This window comes from Citrobacter sp. C5_2, from assembly GCF_014596845.2.
Classification (GTDB): domain Bacteria; phylum Pseudomonadota; class Gammaproteobacteria; order Enterobacterales; family Enterobacteriaceae; genus Citrobacter; species Citrobacter werkmanii.
In genome coordinates this window covers 1,063,359-1,085,556 of record NZ_CP115032.1, presented here as the reverse complement: position 1 = coordinate 1,085,556, position 22,198 = coordinate 1,063,359, and the positions used below count along the sequence as shown (strand labels likewise).

Below are 22,198 nucleotides of genomic sequence, written 5' to 3'. Positions count from 1 at the left end.
TTTATCGATTGTTTTGCCCTGCAGTCTGGGCGCGTTTAGACGCGTCAGGCACCAGACGATAAAAAGTTTCGCCCGGCTTAGTCATGCTGAGTTCGTTGCGCGCGCGCTCCTCAATAGCCTCTTGTCCGCCATTGAGATCGTCAATTTCGGCAAAGAGCTGATCGTTACGCGCTTTAAGTTTCGCGTTTGTAGCCTGCTGCGCAGCAACATCATCGTTGACGCGACTATAGTCATGTATGCCGTTCTTACCGAACCACAGCGAATACTGTAGCCAGACTAATAAAGCCAGCAACAGCAGCGTAAGTTTACCCATCCTGCCCCCTGAAAAACGGCATTAACATCCCATAACTTCCGTAGACGACTTTACATCAACGGACGGGAATGCCGCGACAACGCGGGCAAATGTACCACATTTGCCCGTTGTTACGTATACCCCGTGTAAGGAGAACATAATCTCATTGTTGGTTACGGTTTGAATTATGACCAGACAGTGAACGACATCGGCGATCGTTTAAAACGCACTTAGCCTAGCCCAAAAGCCAAAAGAATAGCGCGCTAAACATTCCACCCACCACCAGTAGGGTGCTGGTAATGCTCAGCAGCAGCTTTCCTTTTAATAGCGAGTGCAGGGCAATACCCGCCACAATCGCCACGGGCAGCAACGCGAGGAAGAAAGGCCAGGTATAAAGGAAGAAAAACAGTGTGTTAGGGCCATACATCAGACATGGGAACCCCAGCGCCAGCAGCCACGCTACAAAACCGACCACGGCCCCTGGTAGGGACCAGGTGGTTTCGTCGTCGGTAGCGAAGGTCTCTGACTCTGTAATAGTAATGTTATGGCTGTTACGCATATCTAATCCTGTGACCGTGACTGACCGGGCATGTAAGCTCGGGTGTCTCAGGATCTGATAATATCTCCCTGCCTCAGCAGGTCTAATAATTGGGGAACCAAATTTGTTACCAATTGTTCACCATCCAGATGAATCTCTGGCGATTCAGGCGCTTCGTATACCGAATCAATTCCGGTGAAATTGCGCAACTCCCCCGACCTGGCTTTTTTATACAGCCCTTTTGGGTCGCGCGCTTCGCACGTTGCTAATGGCGTATCGACAAAAACCTCAATAAAACGCCCTGCGCCAACGCGCTCGCGGACCATTCTTCGCTCAGCGCGATGCGGAGAGATAAAGGCGGTCAGAACTACCAGACCGGCATCCACCATCAGGTTAGCCACCTCGCCAACCCGACGGATATTCTCCTTACGATCGGCATCGCTAAACCCCAGATCGCTGCACAGGCCGTGACGCACGTTATCGCCATCCAGCAGATAAGTGCTGACGCCCAGCTTGTGCAACGCTTCTTCCAGCGCTCCCGCTACGGTAGATTTACCGGAGCCAGACAGTCCGGTAAACCACAGCACAACACCACGGTGACCGTGGCGTTGCTCCCGCTGTTGCGGTGTAACAGGATGGGCATGCCAGACGACGTTTTCGTCATGCAACGCCATTATTTGTCTCCCAGCAGATCGCGCGCACCCCAGTGTGGGAAGTGGCGACGCACCAGCGCATTCAGCTCCAGTTCAAACGCGCTGAACTGAGAAGCGGCGGCCTGCTCCTGGATGATAGGCTCACGCACCAGCCCCGCGCCGACGGTGACGTTAGTCAGGCGGTCAATGATAATCAACCCACCCGTAACCGGGTTCTGCTGATAGGTATCCAACACCAGCGGTTCATCAAACGTCAGATTAACCAGACCAATGCCGTTCAGCGGTAACGCGTCGACCTCACGCTGGGTCAGGTTGTTAATATCGACCTGGTACTGCACGGTGTCCACGCGCGCGCGGGTCTTCTTGCCGGCAACTTTGATGTCGTAGCTCTGCCCCGGCGACAGCGGCTGTTCCGCCATCCACACCACATCAACGGCAGCGCTTTGTACCGCTGGCAACGCTTCACCTGCATCCAGCAGCAGGTCGCCCCGGCTGATATCAATCTCATCTTTCAGCACCAGGGTGATCGCTTCACCGGCATGCGCTTGCTGTAAATCACCATCAAAGGTAACGATCCGCGCCACGCTCGACTCAACGCCGGACGGTAACACCTTGACGCGTTGCCCTACCTGCACGCTACCGGAGGCCAGCGTTCCGGCATAACCACGAAAATCCAGATTTGGTCGGTTCACATACTGCACCGGGAAACGCATCGGCTGGGTATCGACAATGCGCTGGATCTCAACGGTTTCCAGCACTTCGAGCAGCGTCGGGCCGCTGTACCATGGCATGCTGACGCTTGGCGAAGCCACGTTATCGCCTTCCAGCGCGGAGAGCGGCACAAAGCGGATATCCAGGTTGCCCGGCAGTTGTTCAGCAAACGTGAGATAGTCTTCGCGGATGCGGTTAAATGTCTCTTCGCTAAAGCTCACCAGATCCATTTTGTTGATCGCTACCACCAGGTGCTTGATCCCAAGCAGCGTGGAGATAAAGCTGTGACGACGGGTCTGATCGAGCACGCCTTTACGCGCATCGATCAACAGGATCGCCAGGTCGCAGGTCGACGCACCGGTCGCCATGTTGCGGGTGTACTGTTCGTGACCGGGGGTATCCGCAATAATAAATTTTCGCTTCTCGGTGGAGAAATAACGATAAGCCACGTCGATGGTGATGCCCTGCTCGCGCTCGGCCTGCAAGCCGTCAACCAATAGCGCCAGATCGAGTTTTTCGCCTTGGGTGCCGTGGCGTTTACTGTCGTTATGCAGCGATGAGAGCTGATCTTCATAGATCTGCCGGGTATCATGCAGCAAGCGACCAATCAGGGTACTTTTCCCGTCATCCACGCTACCGCAGGTTAAAAAACGCAGCAGGCTTTTGTGTTGCTGAGCAACCATCCAGGCTTCAACGCCGCCTTCATTAGCAATTTGTTGTGCAAGTGTCGTATTCATGGCGGCTCCTTAGAAATACCCCTGACGTTTCTTCAGCTCCATGGAGCCCGCCTGGTCGCGGTCAATCACGCGGCCCTGACGTTCACTGGTGGTTGAGACCAGCATCTCTTCAATAATTTCCGGCAGCGTCTGCGCGTTAGACTCCACCGCGCCGGTCAGCGGCCAGCAGCCAAGCGTGCGGAAACGCACCATGCGCTTTTTAATCACTTCGCCGGGTTGCAGATCGATTCTGTCGTCATCAATCATCATCAGCATACCATCACGCTCCAGCACCGGACGCTCAGCCGCCAGGTACAGCGGTACGATGTCGATATTTTCCAACCAGATGTACTGCCAGATATCCTGTTCGGTCCAGTTAGAGAGCGGGAATACGCGAATGCTTTCGCCTTTGTTAATTTGTCCGTTGTAGTTGTGCCACAGTTCCGGACGCTGATTTTTCGGGTCCCAGCGATGGAAGCGATCGCGGAAGGAGTAAATGCGCTCTTTGGCGCGCGATTTCTCCTCATCACGGCGTGCGCCGCCGAACGCGGCGTCAAAACCGTATTTGTTCAGCGCCTGCTTCAGCCCTTCGGTTTTCATAATATCGGTATGCTTGGCGCTGCCGTGGACAAAGGGGTTGATGCCCATCGCCACCCCTTCCGGGTTTTTATGCACCAGCAGTTCGCAGCCGTAGGCTTTCGCCGTACGGTCACGAAATTCATACATCTCGCTAAATTTCCAACCGGTATCAACGTGCAGCAAGGGGAACGGCAGCGTGCCAGGATAAAACGCTTTGCGCGCCAGATGCAGCATTACGCTGGAATCTTTGCCGATGGAATACATCATCACCGGATTAGAAAACTCGGCGGCCACCTCACGAATGATATGGATGCTTTCCGCTTCCAGTTGCCGCAGGTGGGTAAGTCGTTTTTGATCCATAACCGTTCCTATGTAATGCCGTTATTTTGCTAACGATGCTCAGATAACCTGACTATAGGGAGGGCAAGGAGGCGAATGAAATTACGAATTGGAATGAGTAGTTCCTCAAAGGAATAACGATCTGGAAAAGCAAATATCAAAAAGTGCTTAAGCCACCGGATTTCGGGCATTTAGGAGCAAATGAAATTGTTTTACCGCGATCACGGTTTCATACTAGCGGCTAAAAATTTCTGCTTGGTATTTAAGGACTCACTATGTTTTCCGCATTGCGCCACCTGACTACCGCCCTGGCGCTCGGCGCGTGCTTTATCCTTCCCGCACAGGCAACATCTTCGAAGCCCGGAGATATCGCAAATACCCAGGCACGCTACATCGCCACATTCTTCCCAGGCCGTGTGACGGGTTCTCCGGCAGAAATGTTATCTGCTGATTATATACGTCAGCAATTTCAGCAGATGGGCTATAGCAGTGATATTCGGACGTTTAACAGCCGCTATATTTATACTGCCAAAGATAATCGTAAAAACTGGCATAACGTAACGGGCAGTACCGTCATTGCAGCCCATGAAGGCAAAGCGCCACAGCAGATTATTATCATGGCGCACCTCGACACCTACGCTGCGCAAAGCGACGCCGATTCCGATGCCAATTTGGGTGGATTAACCCTACAGGGTATCGACGACAACGCCGCAGGGGTGGGCGTGATGCTGGAGCTGGCTGAACGACTCAAAAATGTGCCGACGCAGTACGGTATTCGCTTTATCGCCACCAGCGGTGAAGAGGAAGGCAAACTCGGCGCAGAGAACATCCTTAAGCGAATGAGCGCCGCCGAGAAGAAAAATACGCTGCTGGTTATCAACCTCGATAACCTGATCGTTGGCGATAAGCTCTATTTCAACAGCGGGAAAAGAACCCCGGAAGCCGTACGAAAACTGACGCGCGACCGGGCGCTGGTCATCGCACGCAGCCGCGGTATTGTCGCCAGCACCAACCCCGGACTGAACAAAGACTATCCGAAAGGTACCGGCTGCTGTAACGACGCAGAGGTGTTCGATAACGCGGGAATTGCCGTCCTTTCCGTTGAAGCGACCAACTGGAACCTGGGCAAGAAAGATGGCTATCAACAACGCGCCAAAAGCCCTTCATTCCCGGATGGAAACAGCTGGCACGATGTGCGTCTGGATAACCAACAGCATATCGATAAAGCGTTACCGGGCCGGATAGAGCACCGCAGCCGCGACGTGGTACGCATCATGCTGCCGCTGGTAAAAGAGCTGGCGAAGGCAGGGTAATCCTGAAAAAAAAGAGCCCCGGTAATGCATAACGCTTACCGAGGCTCATATTACCCTTCATGCAGCCCGCATTCGCGCTTCAGTCCGAAGAAGCGCGTCTCTTCTTCCGCCATGCCCGGCTCCCATTTGCGGGTAGTATGCGTATCCCCCACCGACAGATAGCCCTGGTCCCACAGCGGGTGATATTTCAGCCCGTGCTTTTGCAGATACTGGTAAACGGTACGGTTATCCCAGTCGATGATCGGCAGCACTTTAAACACGCCGCGCTGAATTGCCAGTACCGGCAAATGCGCCCGGCTGCCTGACTGCTCGCGGCGCAGGCCCGCAAACCAGGTCTGTGCTTTCAGCTCTTTTAGCGCCCGGTTCATCGGCTCGACTTTGTTGATGTCATTGTATTTCTCAATGCCCTCAACGCCCTGCTCCCACAGTTTGCCATAGCGTGCTTCCTGCCAGGCAGCACTCTCCTTCGCCCGATAGACTTGCAGATTCAGCCTGAGTTTGTCCGTTAACTCGTCAATAAACTGGTAGGTTTCCGGGAACAGATAGCCGGTATCGGTCAGAATTACCGGGATATCCGGGCGGATCTGATTCACCAGATGCAGGCTTACTGCGGCCTGAATACCAAAGCTGGAAGAGAGCACGTATTCTCCCGGCAAATTCTCCAGTGCCCACGCTACGCGGCCTTCGGCGTCCAGCTTTTCCAGTTGGCTGTTAGTTTCCGCCAGCGCCATAACGCGTTCAACTTTCGGCAGGTCGTTCAGAGCGTTTAGATCAAGTACGGACATGATTACCTCATCTTATGCCTGATAGCGCTACGCTTATCAGGCCTACAAAACCGTCGTGTCACCAGGCAAAGGGAACTTATTCCCAGAAATCACGCGCTGGATCGAGCACCGGGCGAATGATGCCCGCACGCACCGTAAAATCGCCGAAGCCTTCACCCGCTTCACGCTCTTTCGCCCAGCGCCCAACCAGTTCGTCAATGGAATCGAGAATTTCTGATTCCGTAATATTTTCGCGATACATGCGTGGAATACGTGTTCCCATGCGGTTGCCGCCCAGATGCACGTTGTAACGCCCCGGGGCTTTGCCCACCAGACCCAGCTCCGCCAGCATCGCGCGGCCGCAGCCGTTCGGGCAGCCGGTCACGCGCATCACGATATGCTCGTCCGGGATGCCGTGTTTTTCCAGAATCGCTTCCACTTTGTCCGTAAACGACGGCAGGAAACGCTCAGCTTCCGCCATCGCCAGCGGACAGGTCGGGAACGACACGCAGGCCATCGAGTTTTCACGCTGCGGTTTCACCGCATTCATCAACCCGTGGTCGCGCGCCAGTTTCTCGATCTTCGCTTTCTGGCTTTCCGGCACGCTGGCAATAATCAGGTTCTGGTTAGCGGTGATGCGGAAATCGCCTTTGTGGATCTTCGCGATCTCCAGTAAACCGGTTTTCAGCGGACGTCCAGGATAATCCAGGATACGACCGTTTTCGATAAACAGCGTCAGGTGCCAGTTGTTGTCGATCCCTTTCACCCAACCGATGCGATCGCCACGACCGGTAAATTCATACGGGCGGATCGGCTCAAACTTGATCCCCGCGCGGCGCTCAACCTCTTCCTTGAAGGTGTCGATACCGACGCGCTCCAGGGTATATTTGGTTTTCGCGTTTTTACGGTCGGTACGGTTACCCCAGTCACGCTGGGTCGTTACCACCGCTTCGGCCACGGCCAGGGTATGCTCCAGCGGCAGAAAGCCGAACTCGCTTGCCGTACGCGCGTAGGTTTTCTTATTACCGTGCTCAATAGACAGACCACCGCCGACCAACAGGTTAAAGCCCACCAGCTTGCCGTTTTCGGCAATCGCCACGAAGTTCATGTCGTTGGCGTGCAGATCGATATCGTTCTGCGGCGGGATCACCACCGTGGTTTTGAATTTACGCGGCAGATAAGTCGCGCCGAGGATCGGTTCTTCGTCGGTGGTCGCGACCTTCTCCTGATCGAGCCAGATCTCCGCATAGGCGCGGGTGCGCGGCAACAGATGTTCAGAGATCTTTTTCGCCCACTCGTAGGCCTCGGCGTGCAGCTCGGACTCATACGGGTTGGAGGTGCACAGCACGTTACGGTTCATGTCGTTGGCGGTCGCCAGCGCGTCCAGCCCGACGGAGTGCAACATCTGATGCACCGGCTTGACGTTCTTCTTCAGAATGCCGTGGAACTGGAAGGTCTGACGGTTGGTCAGACGGATGCTGCCATAAATCGTGTTGTCAGCGGCGAATTTATCGATGGCCTTCCACTGGGTAGTGGTGATCACCCCGCCCGGCAGACGACAGCGCAGCAACATCGCATGGCGCGGCTCCAGCTTCTGCTCGGCGCGCTCGGCGCGAATGTCGCGATCATCCTGCTGGTACATGCCGTGGAAACGAATCAGCAGGAAATTATCGCCGTGAAAACCGCCGGTCAGACCGTCATTCAGGTCTTCCGCGATGGTGCCGCGCAGGAAATTACTTTCACGCTTCATGCGCTCGGCGTCAGTCAGTTTGCCTTCGACCACTAAAGGCCCTGGGTATTTTTCGCTCATTAGTAGACATCTCGCTGATAACGGCGCTCAACGCGCAGCTCACTTAAAAATTCATCCGCCGCTTCGATGTCCATTGCACCGAACTCAGCAATCACTTCCAGCAACGCCTGCTCAACGTCTTTCGCCATGCGATTAGCGTCGCCGCAGACATAAATGTGGGCACCGTCATTAATCCAGCGCCACAGCTCTGCGCCCTGTTCACGCAGTTTGTCTTGTACGTAGATTTTTTCTTTTTGATCGCGTGACCAGGCCAGATCGATACGGTTCAGCACGCCTTCTTTTACGTAGCGCTGCCACTCGACCTGGTAGAGGAAGTCTTCGGTGAAATGCGGGTTACCGAAGAACAGCCAGTTCTTGCCTTCCGCACCGTCGGCGGCGCGCTGCTGCATAAAGGCGCGGAACGGCGCGATACCGGTGCCCGGACCAATCATAATCACCGGGGTCTGCGGGTTAGCCGGCAGGCGGAAGTTGTCGTTGTGCTCAATGAACACGCGCACTTCGCCCTCTTCTTCCACGCGGTCGGCGAGGAAGCTGGAAGCACCACCGGCGCGGGCACGGCCTTCGATGTCGTAGCGCACGACGCCGACGGTCACGTGCACTTCGCTTTCAACTTCCGCCTGTGAAGAGGCGATAGAGTACAGGCGCGGCGTCAGTGGACGCAGCAGGCCGATTAATGCTTCTGCATCAAGCTGTGCCGGGGAGAAACGCACCATATCGACAATTGGCGTGGTAGCCGCATACTGCTGAAGCTGGGCTTTATCGCCCACCAGCGGCAGCAGCGATTCACTGCGCGTCAGCGTGGCGTAGTTTTCCACGATATTCGCGATGTTGACCGTCAGTTCGAAGTGCCACTCCAGCGCTTCGGCCAGCGGCAGGATTTTTCCTTCCACCGTAACCGGCTCATCCCCTTTCAGCCACAGCAGTTCAACCAGCTCTTTCACCAGAGCCGGATCGTTCTGATACCACACGCCCAGTGCGTCGCCCGGCTGATAACGCAGGCCGGAATCACCGAGATCGATTTCGATATGACGGACATCTTTTTCCGAGTTACGACCGGTAATTTTCTGGTTCACCGACAAGGACGCCGTCAGCGGCGCTTCTTTGGTGTATGGGCTGGTATGTACTTCATTTACCGCACCGCTCGCTGCAACTTGTACAGACGGTACTGCAGGCGCACGCGCTTTCAGTACATCAACCAACCGGGCACGCCACTGCGCGGCAGCGGCCTGATATTCGACGTCGGCATCTACGCGATCGAGCAGACGTTCACCGCCCAGCTCAGCCAGCTTGCTGTCGAAATCTTTACCGGCCTGACAGAAAAATTCGTAAGAGGTATCGCCGAGAGCAAACACGGCGAAAGCGGTGTTATCGAGTTTCGGCGCTTTTTTCGAGAACAGGAATTTATGTAACGCCACAGCTTCTTCCGCTGGCTCTCCTTCTCCCTGAGTCGATGCCACCACAACCAGCAACTTTTCATTGGCGATTTGTTTGAATTTGTAGTCGCCGGCATTGATCAGAGTGACATTGAGCTTCGCGGCAATCAGATCATCGCGCAGGGCTTCCGCCACACGACGCGCATTGCCGGTTTGCGAGGCGGAGATAAGCGTAATCCCCGGCATTTCGGCAACAGGCGCAGGAGCCGCTGCATTCGCCCCCGGCTGCTGATTCAGCACGCCCCAAAAATAACCAGAAACCCACGCAAGCTGCGCGGGAGTGAAATCGGTCGTGGCCGCCTGAAGGCGAGCCAGTTGCTCCGGGTTTAGCGGTAGCAGAGCGGAAGGTGGGGCCTGTGTCGTCATGCGTTGTCATGTTCCAGTAAGCAAAGCTGTTTTTCGTGCCCAAATGGCACCAAAAAAAGAAATGAAAATACTCTAAATAATTCGAGTTGCATGAAGGCGGCAAGTGAACGAATCCCAGGAGCTTACTGAAGTAAGTGACTGGGATAAGAGAGTGAAGCCAACACACATGCAGCTCGAAGTATGACGAGTATTAGGTTAACGGCGGGCATAGTAACAACTAAAGAAGGGATAGAAATAACAAATAACCAAATGAACTAACCTGTTTTAGTTATAGTTATTAACAGCAAAATCGATTTAATAAACATTTGATATATAAATAGTTATTGAACATTATCTTTATGAATGGATTGTTCTGATACTCTGCGCCCTTTTAACTAATGATAAAATTTGCTCTTTACGGTACCCTACGGCGGTTTTTCGCATTCTTGAGAGTAAAAAATGTCCACCACCTTGTTTAAAGATTTCACCTTCGAAGCCGCTCACCGCCTGCCGCATGTACCGGAAGGGCATAAGTGTGGTCGCCTGCATGGTCACTCATTTATGGTGCGTCTTGAAATTACCGGTGAAGTCGATCCGCATACCGGTTGGATCATGGATTTCGCAGAGTTAAAGGCGGCGTTTAAGCCGACTTATGACAGACTTGATCACTACTATCTGAACGATATTCCAGGCTTAGAAAACCCAACCAGCGAAGTGCTGGCAAAATGGATTTGGGATCAGGTAAAACCGGTTGTCCCTCTGCTGAGCACAGTGATGGTAAAAGAGACCTGCACAGCGGGTTGCGTGTATCGCGGCGAGTGATTGTGACTTTGCCGGATGGCAATGCGAAGCCCACCCGGCAAAATTTATCAGGCAATATTCAGGTATTTATGGGTCTGCATCGACAGACGCCAGTTACGCGCGATACAGGTATCAATGCACAGACGCGTCGCGTCTTCTTTCTGGCTGATTGGCTGTAAGGCAATGATTCGCGGCTTATCATCGCTCAACGTTGCCAGCAGTTCATCCAGCGCTTCAATATCGCGAACGCGGCCGACCGGATGTTTGATTTCATTCGCGCGCTCCAGCGCCTGTGACAGCACATCATAACCACCGCGCATATTCACCTTCGGCGATACGGTCACCCAGGTATTCGGCGTACAGCGTACTTCGTGGGTACCGCTAGTTTCAATCTGGCAGCTAAAGCCGTTCTTTTCCAGCAGGTCAGTTAGCGGCATCAGGTCATGAATGCAGGGCTCACCGCCGGTGATCACCACGTGACGGGCGGTATAGCTCTGACGCTGAATAACAGCCAGCAAATCTTCGCTGCTCGCCGCGCCCCACTTATCGCTCTCTTTCGTTTTCGCCAGGATGCTGTACAGGGAGACTTCCCGATCCTCAAGCTTATCCCAGGTGTGTTTGGTATCGCACCAGGCACAGCCAACCGGGCATCCCTGTAAACGAATAAAAATGGCGGGGACGCCGGTAAAGTAACCCTCACCTTGCAGGGTCTGGAACATCTCGTTAATCGGGTACTGCATAGCGTTCTCAATATGGGGATAAACGCTAATTATCGCAGATCCCCGCCAAAGTATCATGCCCCATCGATGCTTTACGAGGCGATCGCCGCGACAAAGCGTGCCGTTATCTGCTGCGGACGCGTGATAGCGCCTCCAACCACCACGGTATGCGCGCCTAATGTCAGGCAACGTGCGGCGCGTTCCGGGGTATCGACGTTACCTTCCGCCACGACTGGTATGGTGACCGCCGCCAACACCTCACGTAAAAAACCGCAGTCGTTTTCCGCCAGCACATGCCCGGCAGTGTCGGCGGTATAGCCATAGAGCGTGGTGCCCACGCAGTCAAAACCCAGCCGCTCGGCTGTTATCGCCTCATCGACGGTAGCGATATCCGCCATTAACAGTACGGACGGGTAACGGGCGCGGATTTGCATGACCAGCTCTTCCAGCGTTTGCCCACCGGGGCGCGGTCGCGCTGTCGCATCCAGAGCAATAATTTCCGGCTCAACGGTCATCAGCTCATCCACTTCCTGCAGGGTGGCCGTGATAAATACATCGCAGCCCGGATAATCGCGCTTGATAATCCCTATTACCGGCAGGGAGACGCTCTCTTTGATCGCGCGAATATCTACCACACTGTTCGCACGGATACCTGCCGCACCGCCCTGCGCTGCCGCCAGCGCCATACGCGACATAATAAACGGGCTGTGCAGGGGTTCATTTTCCAGCGCCTGGCAGGAGACAATTAATTTACCTTTCAGGGAATCCAGTACAGTTTTCATCACGATAAGATCTCTTCGACTTCATTTTTAATGATGGTGACATGCGGGCCATAAATCACCTGAACACCGTTGCCGCGAATAATTACGCCGCGCGCTCCGGTCGCTTTCAGCGCAGCTTCATCAACCTTGCTGCTCTCTTTCACCGTCACGCGTAAGCGTGTGGCGCAACAGTCCACCTCTTCCAGATTCTCTTTGCCTCCCAGCCCGGCGATGACTGCCGCTGCGCGTTCGCTCTGAGGCAGACAGGACTCCACCAGGGCAGCGCTCTCACGCCCCGGCGTCAGCCAGTTAAAGCGGTTAATCAAATAACGGAAGGTGAAGTAGTAAAGAAAGAACCATGGAACCCCAACCAGGGGGACGAACATCCAGTTGGTTTTCGCTTCCCCCTGTAGCACGCCGAAGAGGAGGAAATCGATCAGCCCCCCCGAAAAGGTTTGCCCAATAGTGATATGTAAAATATGCGCCATCATAAACGCCAGACCATCGAAGAAGGCGTGAATGACATATAACACCGGAGCCACAAACAGGAAGGAGAACTCAATAGGCTCAGTGATGCCGGTCAGGAAAGAGGTCAGGGCCGCTGATAGCAACAGTCCGGCGACAAGCTTTCTGTTCTCCGGTTTTGCCGTGTGGTACATCGCCAGGCATGCGCCAAGCAGGCCAAACATCATGGTGATAAAGCGCCCGGACATAAAGCGCGAGGTACCGGCATAAAACTGCTGCGTATTCGGATCGGCAAGTTGGGCAAAGAAAATACGCTGGGTGCCTTCGACCAGTTGACCGTTGACGATTTCGCTCCCGCCCAGCGCCGTTGTCCAGAACGGCAAATAAAAGATATGGTGTAAACCCAGTGGGCCAAGCATACGCAGAATGAAACCGTACAGTAGCGTCCCCAGATAGCCCGTCGCATCCACCAGACCGCCCAGTCCAAAAATGAGCTTCTGGAAATGCGGCCACACCACCGTCATGATCGCCCCCACCACAATCGCGGCAAGCGAGCTGATAATCGGTACAAAACGCGAACCACTGAAAAAGCCAAGAAACTGAGGGAGTGAGACTTTATTGAAACGGCTATGCAGCGCGCAGGTGACCAGACCAATCACGACCCCACCAAAAACGCCCGTTTCCAGCGTCTGAATGCCCAGCGTCATTCCCTGGCCCACAGCACCTGGATTCTCGTGCACCAACGTTCCGTTGAGCGTTAACAAAGCATTGATGGTGGCATTCATCACCAGAAAAGCCAGCAATGCCGCAAGGCCCGCCGTGCCTTTATCCGTTTTCGCCAGTCCCACGGCAACACCAACCGCAAAAAGCACCGACAGGTTGGCAAACACGATAGAACCCGCGCTGGTCATGATCGTGAAGATTGCCTGCAGCCAGTCGACATTCAAGAATGGGTAGGCCGTCAGCGTATTGGGATTCGACAAAGCCCCACCAATCCCCAACAACAACCCCGCTGCGGGCAATACCGCAATCGGTAGCATGAACGATTTGCCGAACCGCTGCGCTTTTTCAAACCATGCGCCTGACGAAGCGCCGCTAAATATTTGCATCATTTTTTCATCTCCCCGATCATTGGTGAAAATTTTTACCATAATTAATTTTAAAAATGAAAATTACCATCAAAAACCAGGACGCCGATCATACTTTTTTAAAATGACTGGCATCTCTCCCCTGCTTTCCGCCACACTATCGGCAGAGAAACGCATTAAGGATTTTGCATGTCAGAAAATGAAAACCTGCTGCTGAGATTGCGCCAGGGCGTTGATGGATATAGTCGAACTCAACAAAAGCTGGGAGAGTTTGTGCTTAGCGATCCGGCAAGAGTGGTCTATCTGACGATTACCGAACTGGCGCGTGAAAGCGACACCAGCGAGGCGAGCGTCACGCGTCTGTGCCGTACGCTGGGGTGTAAGGGCTATAACGAATTTAAGATGGCGCTGGCACTCGATCTCCGGCAAGGAGAGCCGGTAGAGCACAGCGGTGATGAGATTGACAATGTGGTCAATGAATCCGTGCAAGCGCTGCAGGACACGGCAAAATTACTCGACAGAACATTACTGGAAGCAGCCGCTCTGGCGCTGCATCAGGCTCAGTCGGTACAAATTTATGGCGTAGCGGCCAGCGCTATTCTGGGGGAATATTTACATTACAAACTCCTGCGCCTCGGCAAACCCGCGCAATTGTTCAGCGACATGCACCGTGCTGCTATGAACGCTACAACGCTAGGCAAAGATACGCTGGTAGTGGCGATATCCAGTTCGGGATCCACGCGCGATCTGCTGCATGTCGTAAAGCTGGCGCGTAAGCAAGGCGTACGCGTACTGGCGCTGAGTAATACACCACGCAGTCCGCTGGCTTCGCTGAGTGATATTCAACTGGTCGCAGCCAAACCGGAAGGTCCATTGAGCGCCGGCGCGCTAAACGCCAAGGTGGGTGTCATGCTGTTGGTGGAACTGCTCACCACGTCGCTGATTGGACTGGATGAAAAGTACAGCGATGTGAGCCAGCAAACGGCGAGTGCGACCTTACCATTACTACTTTAAAGGCATAAAAAAACCCGCCGCAGCGGGTTTTTACGTTAAGAGTTAAAGAACAGGATTACGCCTGACCTTTGATCTCTTTACGACCGTTGTACGGAGCTTGTTCGCCCAGCGCTTCTTCGATACGAATCAGCTGGTTGTACTTAGCTACGCGGTCAGAACGGCTCATAGAACCGGTTTTGATCTGGCCTGCAGCGGTACCAACAGCCAGGTCAGCGATGGTAGCGTCTTCAGTTTCGCCAGAACGGTGAGAGATGACAGCGGTGTAGCCAGCGTCTTTCGCCATTTTGATCGCAGCCAGAGTTTCGGTCAGAGAACCGATCTGGTTGAATTTGATCAGGATGGAGTTAACGATGCCTTTTTCGATGCCTTCTTTCAGGATTTTGGTGTTGGTTACGAACAGATCGTCACCAACCAGCTGGATTTTGTCGCCCAGAACTTTAGTCTGGTATGCGAAACCGTCCCAGTCAGACTCGTCCAGACCATCTTCGATGGACACGATCGGGTACTGTTTGGTCAGTTCTTCCAGGAAGTGGGTGAATTCTTCGGAGGTGAACGCTTTGTTGCCTTCGCCAGCCAGAACGTATTTACCGTCTTTGTAGAATTCAGAAGCTGCACAGTCCATCGCCAGAGTGATGTCTTTGCCCAGCTCGTAGCCAGCTGCTTTAACCGCTTCAGCGATTACAGCCAGAGCTTCAGCGTTGGAGCCCAGGTTCGGCGCGTAGCCGCCTTCGTCACCAACTGCAGTGTTCATACCTTTAGCTTTCAGAACTTTAGCCAGGTTGTGGAACACTTCAGAACCCATACGTACGGCTTCTTTCAGAGTCTTAGCGCCAACCGGCTGAATCATGAACTCCTGGATGTCGACGTTGTTGTCAGCGTGCTCACCACCGTTGATGATGTTCATCATCGGAACCGGCATGGAGTATTTGCCCGGAGTACCGTTCAGTTCAGCGATGTGCGCATACAGCGGCAGGCCTTTAGCAGCAGCTGCTGCTTTGGCGTTCGCCAGGGACACAGCCAGGATGGCGTTTGCACCGAAGTTGGATTTGTTTTCAGTACCGTCCAGATCGATCATGATCTTGTCGATGCCAGCCTGATCTTTAGCATCTTTACCCAGCAGAGCCTGAGCAATTGGGCCGTTAACAGCTGCAACAGCTTTCAGTACGCCTTTACCCATGAAACGGGATTTGTCGCCATCGCGCAGTTCCAGTGCTTCGCGGGAACCAGTAGAAGCACCTGACGGAGCTGCTGCCATACCAACGAAACCACCTTCCAGGTGTACTTCGGCTTCAACAGTCGGGTTACCACGGGAGTCGATGATTTCACGACCGATGATTTTAACGATTTTGGACATTAGGTTTTCCTCAGTACAAGTTAAACTAAAACTCCAGACAAACAATGCACCCGAATGGGTGCATTGCCGTTCTAACTTTTTACTTCTTACTTCGCCTGACGCTTCTGATGTTCACTGGCGGCTTTCACAAAGCCGGCAAACAGCGGGTGCCCATCACGTGGCGTGGAAGTAAATTCCGGGTGGAACTGACAGGCCACGAACCACGGATGATTCGGTACCTCGATGATCTCGACCAACTGATCATCACCGGAACGGCCTGCAACACGCAGACCAGCAGCTTCAATCTGTTTCAACAGCATATTGTTGACTTCGTAGCGGTGACGGTGGCGTTCAACGATTGTCGGCGTGCCGTACAGTTGACGGACCAGGCTTTCATCGCTCAGTTGACACTGCTGCGCGCCAAGACGCATGGTGCCACCCAGATCGCTCTTCTCGGTACGGACTTCGACGTTGCCGTCTTCGTCACGCCATTCGGTAATCAGAGCCACCACCGGGTACTTACAGTCTGGCACAAATTCCGTGGAGTTGGCGTTGTCCATACCCACTACGTTACGCGCAAACTCAATCAACGCAACCTGCATACCCAGGCAAATGCCCAGATAAGGAATATTGTTCTCACGCGCAAAGCGCGCCGTCGCGATTTTACCTTCAACACCACGGTAGCCGAAGCCGCCAGGGATCAGGATAGCATCAAGACCTTTCAGGATCTCAACGCCGCGCGTTTCGACATCCTGCGAATCGATCAGCTTGATGTTGACGGTGACACGATTCTTCAGACCACCGTGTTTCAGCGCTTCAATCACTGACTTATAGGCGTCCGGCAGTTCAATGTACTTGCCGACCATACCGATAGTCACTTCACCTGCCGGATTCGCTTCTTCGTAGATAACCTGCTCCCATTCTGACAGATTAGCTTCCGGACAGTTCAAGCTGAATCGTTTACAAATATAATCGTCAAGGCCCTGGGATTTCAACAGGCCCGGAATTTTATAGATGGAATCGACATCTTTCAGAGAAATCACCGCTTTTTCCGGAACGTTACAGAACAATGCAATTTTCGCACGTTCATTCGCCGGAACTGCGCGATCGGAGCGGCAGATCAGGATATCTGGCTGAATACCGATAGAAAGCAGCTCTTTTACAGAGTGCTGAGTCGGTTTCGTTTTGACTTCACCTGCCGCCGCCATGTACGGAACCAGCGTCAGATGCATAAACAGCGTGTGCTCACGGCCAATTTCTACGGCCATCTGGCGAATCGCTTCAAGAAACGGCAGAGATTCGATATCCCCAACGGTTCCGCCGATTTCGACCAGAACAACATCATGACCTTCACCGCCTTCCAGAACGCGCTCTTTAATTGCGTTGGTGATATGCGGGATAACCTGAACAGTAGCGCCCAGATAGTCGCCACGGCGTTCTTTACGCAGAACGTCAGAGTAGATACGCCCCGTGGTGAAGTTGTTGCGGCGGCTCATTTTCGTACGGATGAAACGCTCATAGTGACCCAGGTCCAGGTCGGTTTCAGCGCCGTCTTCGGTAACGAACACTTCCCCGTGTTGGATTGGGCTCATAGTACCCGGATCGACGTTGATGTACGGATCCAGTTTCATCATGGTCACGTTGAGGCCACGGGCTTCAAGAATGGCTGCGAGGGAGGCTGCGGCAATGCCTTTTCCCAGAGAGGATACGACCCCGCCGGTCACAAAAATATAGTTCGTTGTCATGCTGGACCTGAGAAGTTAGGGTGAAACGATGGAATTACCAAGACGGGAAAGTAGTATACCCGAACATGACGAGCGCCACAAACTTTCATTATCCCTCCTCTTCACCAGGCTCACATTAACATCGGGAGTGAGAAAATAGCCCCTTTGGGGTAAATGTTTTTGACGTAAATCAAGCGCTTGTTATTTAAAAAATCACACAAAACGCCCTTGACCGACGAAATCCCTTAGAGATCAATTTCCTGCCGTTTTACCTGTTGCCAGACTTCTTCCATTGTTTCCAGATCAACACCCGTCATTTCCAGACCACGAGCAGCGACAATTCGCTCAACTTCACGAAAGCGTCGTTCAAATTTCTCGTTCGCTTTTTGTAACGCAGTCTCGGCTTTTGTCCCCAGATGACGAGCCATGTTGACTGTGGCAAACAGCAGATCGCCCATTTCCTCCTCCAGTTTAGCCTGGTCGACAACAGCCTGCTTTGCCTCAAACATGACTTCGTCGATCTCTTCATAAACCTTGTCGACAACCGGTCCTAATGTTTTCCAATCGAAGCCAACATTAGAGCAGCGTTTCTGGATTTTCTGGGCGCGCATTAACGCCGGTAAACTGCGGGGAATATCGTCGAGTGCGGAATGCTGTGCTTTCCCGGCGCGTTCTTCGCTTTTAATTTGCTCCCAGCGGGTTAGCACTTCAGTACTGTTGCTGGCAGAAACATCAGCGAATACATGTGGATGCCGGCGTTCAAGCTTATCGCTGATGGCGGCGCAGATATCATTGAAATCAAAACGGCCTTTTTCCTGCGCCATCTGGGCATAAAATACCACCTGGAACAGCAGGTCGCCGAGCTCTCCGCGCAGATCGTCGAAGTCTTCACGCGCAATCGCATCCAGTACTTCATAGGTTTCTTCGAGAGTGTAAGGGGCAATAGTGGCGAATGTCTGCTCTTTATCCCACGGACAGCCGTTTTCCGGGTCGCGCAAGCGCTGCATAATACCGAGCAGTCGATCGATTTGGTTCATGTGAAAATCCTGAAATTTCAATACGGTAGACCGGATAAGGCGATAGCCGACATCCGGCAACATGGCAATGCCAGATGGCAACGCTAACGCGTTTTATCAGGCCTACAAGATTATCCGGCCTACAAAATAATTAATTACCGTGCAGACGACGTGCGTCGATCACATCCGGCACCTGGTTCAGCTTGCCAAGCACGCGTCCGAGCACCTGCAGGTTATAGATTTCGATGGTCATATCGATGGTGGCCAACTGTTGCTTGGTATCGCTCCGGCTGGCAACCCCCAGCACGTTCACTTTCTCGTTGGCAAGAATGGTGGTGATATCACGCAATAAACCGCTGCGATCGTTGGCCTGTACGCGAACCACCAGCGAGTATCCCGCCGAGTAGCTTTCGCCCCAAACCGCATCAACAATCCGCTCCGGCGCGTGTGAACGCAGCTCTGCCAACTGTTCGCAATCGGCCCGGTGCACGGAAATACCGCGCCCCTGGGTGATAAACCCAACGATTTCATCGCCAGGAATCGGCTGGCAGCAGCGCGCGATGTGGTGCATCAGGTTACCGACCCCTTCCACCACGACGCGACCATCGTCTTTACGGCGACTCTGCGGCGCCTGGGTTTTCTGCTGAAGCTGTTTCAGCGCGGCTGCATCCTGCTCGGCAGCGCTGGGCTTATTAAACTGCGCCTGCAGGAAGTTCACCATCTGGTTGAGACGGATGTCTCCTCCGCCAATCGCCGCCAGCAGTTCATCCAGTTCATTGAAGCTGTAGCGCGGCAGCAGATGTTTTTCCGCCTCTTTCAGGCTAATGCCCAGGTGCGCAAGCTCATCGTCGAGGATCTGGCGGCCCGCAAGGATGTTTTTGTCACGATCCTGTTTACGGAACCAGGCGTGGATCTTCGAGCGACCACGGCTGGTGGTCACATAGCCAAGGTTAGGGTTCAACCAGTCACGGCTTGGGTTTGGCTGTTTCTGGGTGATAATTTCAATTTGATCGCCCATCTGTAACTGGTAGGTAAACGGTACGATACGCCCACCAATTTTCGCGCCAATGCAACGATGCCCTACATCACTGTGAATGTGGTAAGCAAAGTCCAGCGGCGTGGAGCCTGCAGGTAAGTCAACAACGTCACCTTTTGGCGTAAAGACGTAAACCCGGTCATCGAAGACCTGGCTGCGCACTTCATCCAGCATTTCGCCGGAATCCGCCATCTCTTCCTGCCAGGCGATCAGCTTACGCAGCCAGGCAATTCTGTCTTCGTAACCAGAACGCATGCCCGTTACGGCACCTTCTTTGTACTTCCAGTGCGCCGCCACGCCCAGTTCGGCATCTTCGTGCATCTGTTTGGTGCGGATCTGGATTTCAATGGTTTTTCCACCCGGCCCCAACACAACCGTATGGATCGACTGGTAGCCGTTGGGTTTTGGATTAGCGACGTAATCATCGAACTCATCCGGCAGATGGCGATAGTGAGTATGTACTATCCCGAGCGCGGCATAGCAGTCCTGTAGACGCTCCGCCACGATACGCACCGCGCGCACATCGAACAGCTCATCGAAGGCTAACTGCTTTTTCTGCATTTTACGCCAGATGCTGTAGATATGCTTCGGACGCCCGTACACTTCGGCTTTGACGCCTTCCGTTTTCATTTCTGAGCGCAGATGACCAACGAACTCTTCAATATAGTGTTCGCGATCGATGCGACGCTCGTGCAGCAGCTTGGCAATGCGTTTGTATTCGGCCGGGTGCAGGTAGCGGAAGCAGTAATCTTCCAGCTCCCATTTTAATTGCCCGATGCCCAAACGGTTGGCCAGCGGCGCATAGATATTGGTGCACTCTTTTGCCGCCAGAACGCGTTCATCTTCCGGTGCGTCTTTCACTTCACGCAGATGCGCGATCCTCTCCGCCAGCTTGATGACCACGCAGCGGAAATCATCCACCATTGCCAGCAGCATACGGCGGACGTTATCGACCTGCTCGGAAGAGACTGAATCGGTATGCGTGGCTTTCAGCTGGCGTATCGCCGCCATATCGCGCACGCCATGGATAAGATGCACAATGGATTTACCCACGCTTTCGCGCAGGATGTCCTCACTGACCACGTTGGCATCCGCCAGAGGAAATAGCATTGCCGCACGCAGCGTGTCGATATCCATGCTCAACATAGAGAGTATTTCTACCATCTCCACGCCACGCCATAGCAGCAAATCCGCATCAGGATGTCCCTGTGTTTGCTGCTGGCAGTACGCCCAGGTTTCGGCTAAGCGTTCACACGACTGCTGGCTGGAGATTCCCAGACTCGCGATCCATTTCTTGGGATCAAATTCACCAGCTTTATTTATATGTGCACTTCTTACCGCAACCATTGTCCTCTCCTTTAGGGGCCTGGCCTGTCGAAGTCGACAAGCCATACCCATTGTCTTTCATGCTGCATTACAACCCGAAATCCAATGGGTACAAATTTCATTACAAACGCTCAAACAGGACCATCGATTCCAGGTGTCCAGTGTGCGGGAACATATCGAGCATTGCCAGTCGCCGTATGGCATATCCCGCGTTGAGCAAAGCGTCGCTGTCACGAGCCAGCGTTGCTGGGTTACAGGATACATAAACAACGCGACCAGGGCTTAATTTTATAATATGTTGCATCACACCGGCAGCCCCCGCACGCGCAGGATCGAGCAATACTTTATCGAATCCGTTTTTCGCCCACGGCTGCTGGGTAACATCCTCCTCAAGGTTTTCATGAAAGAATGTCACGTTGTGTAATCCGTTATTCAGCGCGTTTTCCCGGGCTTTTTCGACCAGCGCCGGTACTCCTTCAACCCCCACCACGCTTGCTGCCCGCACAGCCAGCGGCAGAGTAAAATTCCCCATACCGCAGAACAGATCGAGCACGCGATCTTCAGGTCGCACATCCAGCCATTCCAGCGCACAGGCGACCATTTTTTGGTTTACCCCTGCATTGACCTGAATAAAATCACGCGGGCTGAAGCTTAACCGTAGTCCATTTGAGTCATACCAGGGCGATTCTTCTGATACTGATTCCAGTATCTCGCTTTGCGGGGCCAGAAACAAAGACAGCCCCTGAGAATGCGAAAAGCATTCCAGTTTTTCTTTATCCGCAGCACTTAATGGTGCCGTGTGGCGTAAAATCATCAACGCGCCGCTCCCTGCCTGCACCAGCTCAACATGACCGAGATGACGTAACCCTTGCAAACTCTCCAGACACGCCCTGATGTGGGGCAACAGCGCTTCAAGTTGGGGCACCAGAATAGGGCATTGTTTAACATCAATAATGTCGCTGGAACCGGATTTGCGAAAACCCATCTGCAATTTTTGTTCTTTTGACCGATAGTTCAGGCTCAAACGTGCGCGACGACGATAGCCCCACGGGGTATCAGCGATAACATCCGACACTTCACATTTCATTAAACGCGCTAACGCCGCGCTTTTGCTACGCTGCTGCAACGGGATGCTGGCGTGCTGCTGCTGGCAACCGCCACAGACGCCAAAATGCGGGCAACGTGGCACTTCACGTTGTGGACTGTCGTTTAAACGTCGTTTTACTTGCGCGCGGGCGAACTGTTTTTTATCTTCGGTAATCACCACCTCTGCGCTTTCCTGGGGTAGCAATTCTGGTATAAACAACGCCTTTCCGTTATGGCGAGCGACACCCTGACCAAAAGGATCGAGGTCATTGACGGTAACGGTTATGATCTGACGCGTCGTCACGCGTCGTTTTGCAGAGTAGAATTGCGCCATCG

Annotated in this window: 19 protein-coding genes; 3 read left to right on the top strand and 16 right to left on the bottom strand. The window is 53.5% G+C overall.

The genetic code is table 11. The features are described 5' to 3' along the window. Window position 1 precedes the first annotated feature (1 nt). The 5 genes from ftsB to cysD form a co-directional block, all read right to left on the bottom strand. Window positions 2-313: a cell division protein FtsB gene (gene ftsB, locus ICA20_RS05285; RefSeq protein ID WP_003034163.1), complete on the bottom strand. Its 312-nt coding sequence runs from the start codon at window positions 311-313 to the stop codon at window positions 2-4. A 214-nt stretch (window positions 314-527) separates the two neighbouring features. Further along, entirely contained in the window at window positions 528-851 is a 324-nt protein-coding gene (locus tag ICA20_RS05280) for a DUF3561 family protein (RefSeq protein ID WP_038633162.1), read from the bottom strand. A gap of 47 nt (window positions 852-898) precedes the next feature. Continuing rightward, on the bottom strand, window positions 899-1,504 hold the full coding sequence (gene cysC, locus ICA20_RS05275; RefSeq protein WP_038633165.1) for an adenylyl-sulfate kinase: 606 nt from the start codon (window positions 1,502-1,504) through the stop codon (window positions 899-901). After that, window positions 1,504-2,931: a sulfate adenylyltransferase subunit CysN gene (cysN, locus tag ICA20_RS05270; RefSeq protein WP_038633168.1), complete on the bottom strand. Its 1,428-nt coding sequence runs from the start codon at window positions 2,929-2,931 to the stop codon at window positions 1,504-1,506. Before cysN ends, cysC begins: the two co-directional genes overlap by 1 nt. A gap of 9 nt (window positions 2,932-2,940) precedes the next feature. Continuing rightward, a complete protein-coding gene (cysD, locus tag ICA20_RS05265) occupies window positions 2,941-3,849 on the bottom strand; it encodes a sulfate adenylyltransferase subunit CysD (protein ID WP_003034152.1) in 909 nt (302 codons plus the stop codon). Between the two features lie 254 nt (window positions 3,850-4,103). Between cysD and ICA20_RS05260 the strand changes: the two genes are divergently transcribed. Then, window positions 4,104-5,141 (top strand): aminopeptidase, encoded by a 1,038-nt coding sequence (locus ICA20_RS05260; protein WP_038633171.1) that lies wholly within the window; start codon window positions 4,104-4,106, stop codon window positions 5,139-5,141. A 50-nt stretch (window positions 5,142-5,191) separates the two neighbouring features. Here ICA20_RS05260 and cysH read toward each other — a convergent pair whose 3' ends face one another. The 3 genes from cysH to cysJ form a co-directional block, all read right to left on the bottom strand. Further along, entirely contained in the window at window positions 5,192-5,926 is a 735-nt protein-coding gene (cysH, locus tag ICA20_RS05255) for a phosphoadenosine phosphosulfate reductase (protein ID WP_038633174.1), read from the bottom strand. 76 nt (window positions 5,927-6,002) lie between these two features. Then, a complete protein-coding gene (cysI, locus tag ICA20_RS05250; protein ID WP_038633177.1) occupies window positions 6,003-7,715 on the bottom strand; it encodes an assimilatory sulfite reductase (NADPH) hemoprotein subunit in 1,713 nt (570 codons plus the stop codon). Next, on the bottom strand, window positions 7,715-9,514 hold the full coding sequence (gene cysJ / locus ICA20_RS05245; protein ID WP_038633179.1) for an NADPH-dependent assimilatory sulfite reductase flavoprotein subunit: 1,800 nt from the start codon (window positions 9,512-9,514) through the stop codon (window positions 7,715-7,717). The genes cysI and cysJ overlap by 1 nt, the downstream gene beginning before the upstream one ends. A gap of 438 nt (window positions 9,515-9,952) precedes the next feature. Here cysJ and queD point away from each other — a divergent pair, with 438 nt between their 5' ends. Further along, window positions 9,953-10,315 (top strand): 6-carboxytetrahydropterin synthase QueD, encoded by a 363-nt coding sequence (gene queD / locus ICA20_RS05240; protein WP_038633182.1) that lies wholly within the window; start codon window positions 9,953-9,955, stop codon window positions 10,313-10,315. Between the two features lie 47 nt (window positions 10,316-10,362). Here queD and queE read toward each other — a convergent pair whose 3' ends face one another. The 3 genes from queE to ICA20_RS05225 all read right to left on the bottom strand — a co-directional run bounded on the left by queE (window position 10,363) and on the right by ICA20_RS05225 (window position 13,351). Beyond that, the gene (queE, locus tag ICA20_RS05235; RefSeq protein ID WP_038633185.1) at window positions 10,363-11,034 is read right to left on the bottom strand and encodes a 7-carboxy-7-deazaguanine synthase QueE; all 672 of its coding nucleotides are present in this window, start codon (window positions 11,032-11,034) and stop codon (window positions 10,363-10,365) included. Window positions 11,035-11,105: 71 nt separating this feature from the next. Further along, window positions 11,106-11,795, bottom strand: a complete 690-nt coding sequence (locus ICA20_RS05230) for an N-acetylmannosamine-6-phosphate 2-epimerase (protein ID WP_038633188.1) — start codon at window positions 11,793-11,795, stop codon at window positions 11,106-11,108. After that, window positions 11,795-13,351: a maltose/glucose-specific PTS transporter subunit IIC gene (locus ICA20_RS05225; RefSeq protein ID WP_038642843.1), complete on the bottom strand. Its 1,557-nt coding sequence runs from the start codon at window positions 13,349-13,351 to the stop codon at window positions 11,795-11,797. The genes ICA20_RS05230 and ICA20_RS05225 overlap by 1 nt, the downstream gene beginning before the upstream one ends. A gap of 165 nt (window positions 13,352-13,516) precedes the next feature. Between ICA20_RS05225 and ICA20_RS05220 the strand changes: the two genes are divergently transcribed. Beyond that, window positions 13,517-14,341, top strand: a complete 825-nt coding sequence (locus ICA20_RS05220) for a MurR/RpiR family transcriptional regulator (protein ID WP_038633190.1) — start codon at window positions 13,517-13,519, stop codon at window positions 14,339-14,341. 55 nt (window positions 14,342-14,396) lie between these two features. Here ICA20_RS05220 and eno read toward each other — a convergent pair whose 3' ends face one another. The 5 genes from eno to rlmD form a co-directional block, all read right to left on the bottom strand. Next, window positions 14,397-15,695, bottom strand: coding sequence for a phosphopyruvate hydratase (gene eno / locus ICA20_RS05215; protein WP_003034129.1), 1,299 nt, complete (start codon window positions 15,693-15,695; stop codon window positions 14,397-14,399). Between the two features lie 86 nt (window positions 15,696-15,781). Continuing rightward, on the bottom strand, window positions 15,782-17,419 hold the full coding sequence (gene pyrG, locus ICA20_RS05210; protein WP_005130912.1) for a glutamine hydrolyzing CTP synthase: 1,638 nt from the start codon (window positions 17,417-17,419) through the stop codon (window positions 15,782-15,784). Between the two features lie 224 nt (window positions 17,420-17,643). Next, the gene (gene mazG / locus ICA20_RS05205; RefSeq protein WP_038633195.1) at window positions 17,644-18,435 is read right to left on the bottom strand and encodes a nucleoside triphosphate pyrophosphohydrolase; all 792 of its coding nucleotides are present in this window, start codon (window positions 18,433-18,435) and stop codon (window positions 17,644-17,646) included. A 130-nt stretch (window positions 18,436-18,565) separates the two neighbouring features. Then, a complete protein-coding gene (gene relA, locus ICA20_RS05200; protein WP_038633199.1) occupies window positions 18,566-20,797 on the bottom strand; it encodes a GTP diphosphokinase in 2,232 nt (743 codons plus the stop codon). A gap of 100 nt (window positions 20,798-20,897) precedes the next feature. Next, window positions 20,898-22,196, bottom strand: a complete 1,299-nt coding sequence (gene rlmD / locus ICA20_RS05195) for a 23S rRNA (uracil(1939)-C(5))-methyltransferase RlmD (RefSeq protein WP_038633202.1) — start codon at window positions 22,194-22,196, stop codon at window positions 20,898-20,900. Window positions 22,197-22,198: the final 2 nt, after the last annotated feature.

Bases quoted from the DNA above. Each gene is read 5' to 3' on its own strand.
- pyrG (WP_005130912.1), bottom strand. From the start codon at position 17,419: ATGACAACGAACTATATTTTTGTGACCGGCGGGGTCGTATCCTCTCTG.
- rlmD (WP_038633202.1), bottom strand. From the start codon at position 22,196: ATGGCGCAATTCTACTCTGCAAAACGACGCGTGACGACGCGTCAGATC.
- cysJ (WP_038633179.1), bottom strand. From the start codon at position 9,514: ATGACGACACAGGCCCCACCTTCCGCTCTGCTACCGCTAAACCCGGAG.
- ftsB (WP_003034163.1), bottom strand. From the start codon at position 313: ATGGGTAAACTTACGCTGCTGTTGCTGGCTTTATTAGTCTGGCTACAG.
- cysD (WP_003034152.1), bottom strand. From the start codon at position 3,849: ATGGATCAAAAACGACTTACCCACCTGCGGCAACTGGAAGCGGAAAGC.
- mazG (WP_038633195.1), bottom strand. From the start codon at position 18,435: ATGAACCAAATCGATCGACTGCTCGGTATTATGCAGCGCTTGCGCGAC.
- cysC (WP_038633165.1), bottom strand. From the start codon at position 1,504: ATGGCGTTGCATGACGAAAACGTCGTCTGGCATGCCCATCCTGTTACA.
- queE (WP_038633185.1), bottom strand. From the start codon at position 11,034: ATGCAGTACCCGATTAACGAGATGTTCCAGACCCTGCAAGGTGAGGGT.
- queD (WP_038633182.1), top strand. From the start codon at position 9,953: ATGTCCACCACCTTGTTTAAAGATTTCACCTTCGAAGCCGCTCACCGC.
- ICA20_RS05220 (WP_038633190.1), top strand. From the start codon at position 13,517: ATGTCAGAAAATGAAAACCTGCTGCTGAGATTGCGCCAGGGCGTTGAT.
- ICA20_RS05260 (WP_038633171.1), top strand. From the start codon at position 4,104: ATGTTTTCCGCATTGCGCCACCTGACTACCGCCCTGGCGCTCGGCGCG.
- ICA20_RS05225 (WP_038642843.1), bottom strand. From the start codon at position 13,351: ATGATGCAAATATTTAGCGGCGCTTCGTCAGGCGCATGGTTTGAAAAA.
- ICA20_RS05230 (WP_038633188.1), bottom strand. From the start codon at position 11,795: ATGAAAACTGTACTGGATTCCCTGAAAGGTAAATTAATTGTCTCCTGC.
- cysH (WP_038633174.1), bottom strand. From the start codon at position 5,926: ATGTCCGTACTTGATCTAAACGCTCTGAACGACCTGCCGAAAGTTGAA.
- cysN (WP_038633168.1), bottom strand. From the start codon at position 2,931: ATGAATACGACACTTGCACAACAAATTGCTAATGAAGGCGGCGTTGAA.
- ICA20_RS05280 (WP_038633162.1), bottom strand. From the start codon at position 851: ATGCGTAACAGCCATAACATTACTATTACAGAGTCAGAGACCTTCGCT.
- cysI (WP_038633177.1), bottom strand. From the start codon at position 7,715: ATGAGCGAAAAATACCCAGGGCCTTTAGTGGTCGAAGGCAAACTGACT.
- eno (WP_003034129.1), bottom strand. From the start codon at position 15,695: ATGTCCAAAATCGTTAAAATCATCGGTCGTGAAATCATCGACTCCCGT.
- relA (WP_038633199.1), bottom strand. From the start codon at position 20,797: ATGGTTGCGGTAAGAAGTGCACATATAAATAAAGCTGGTGAATTTGAT.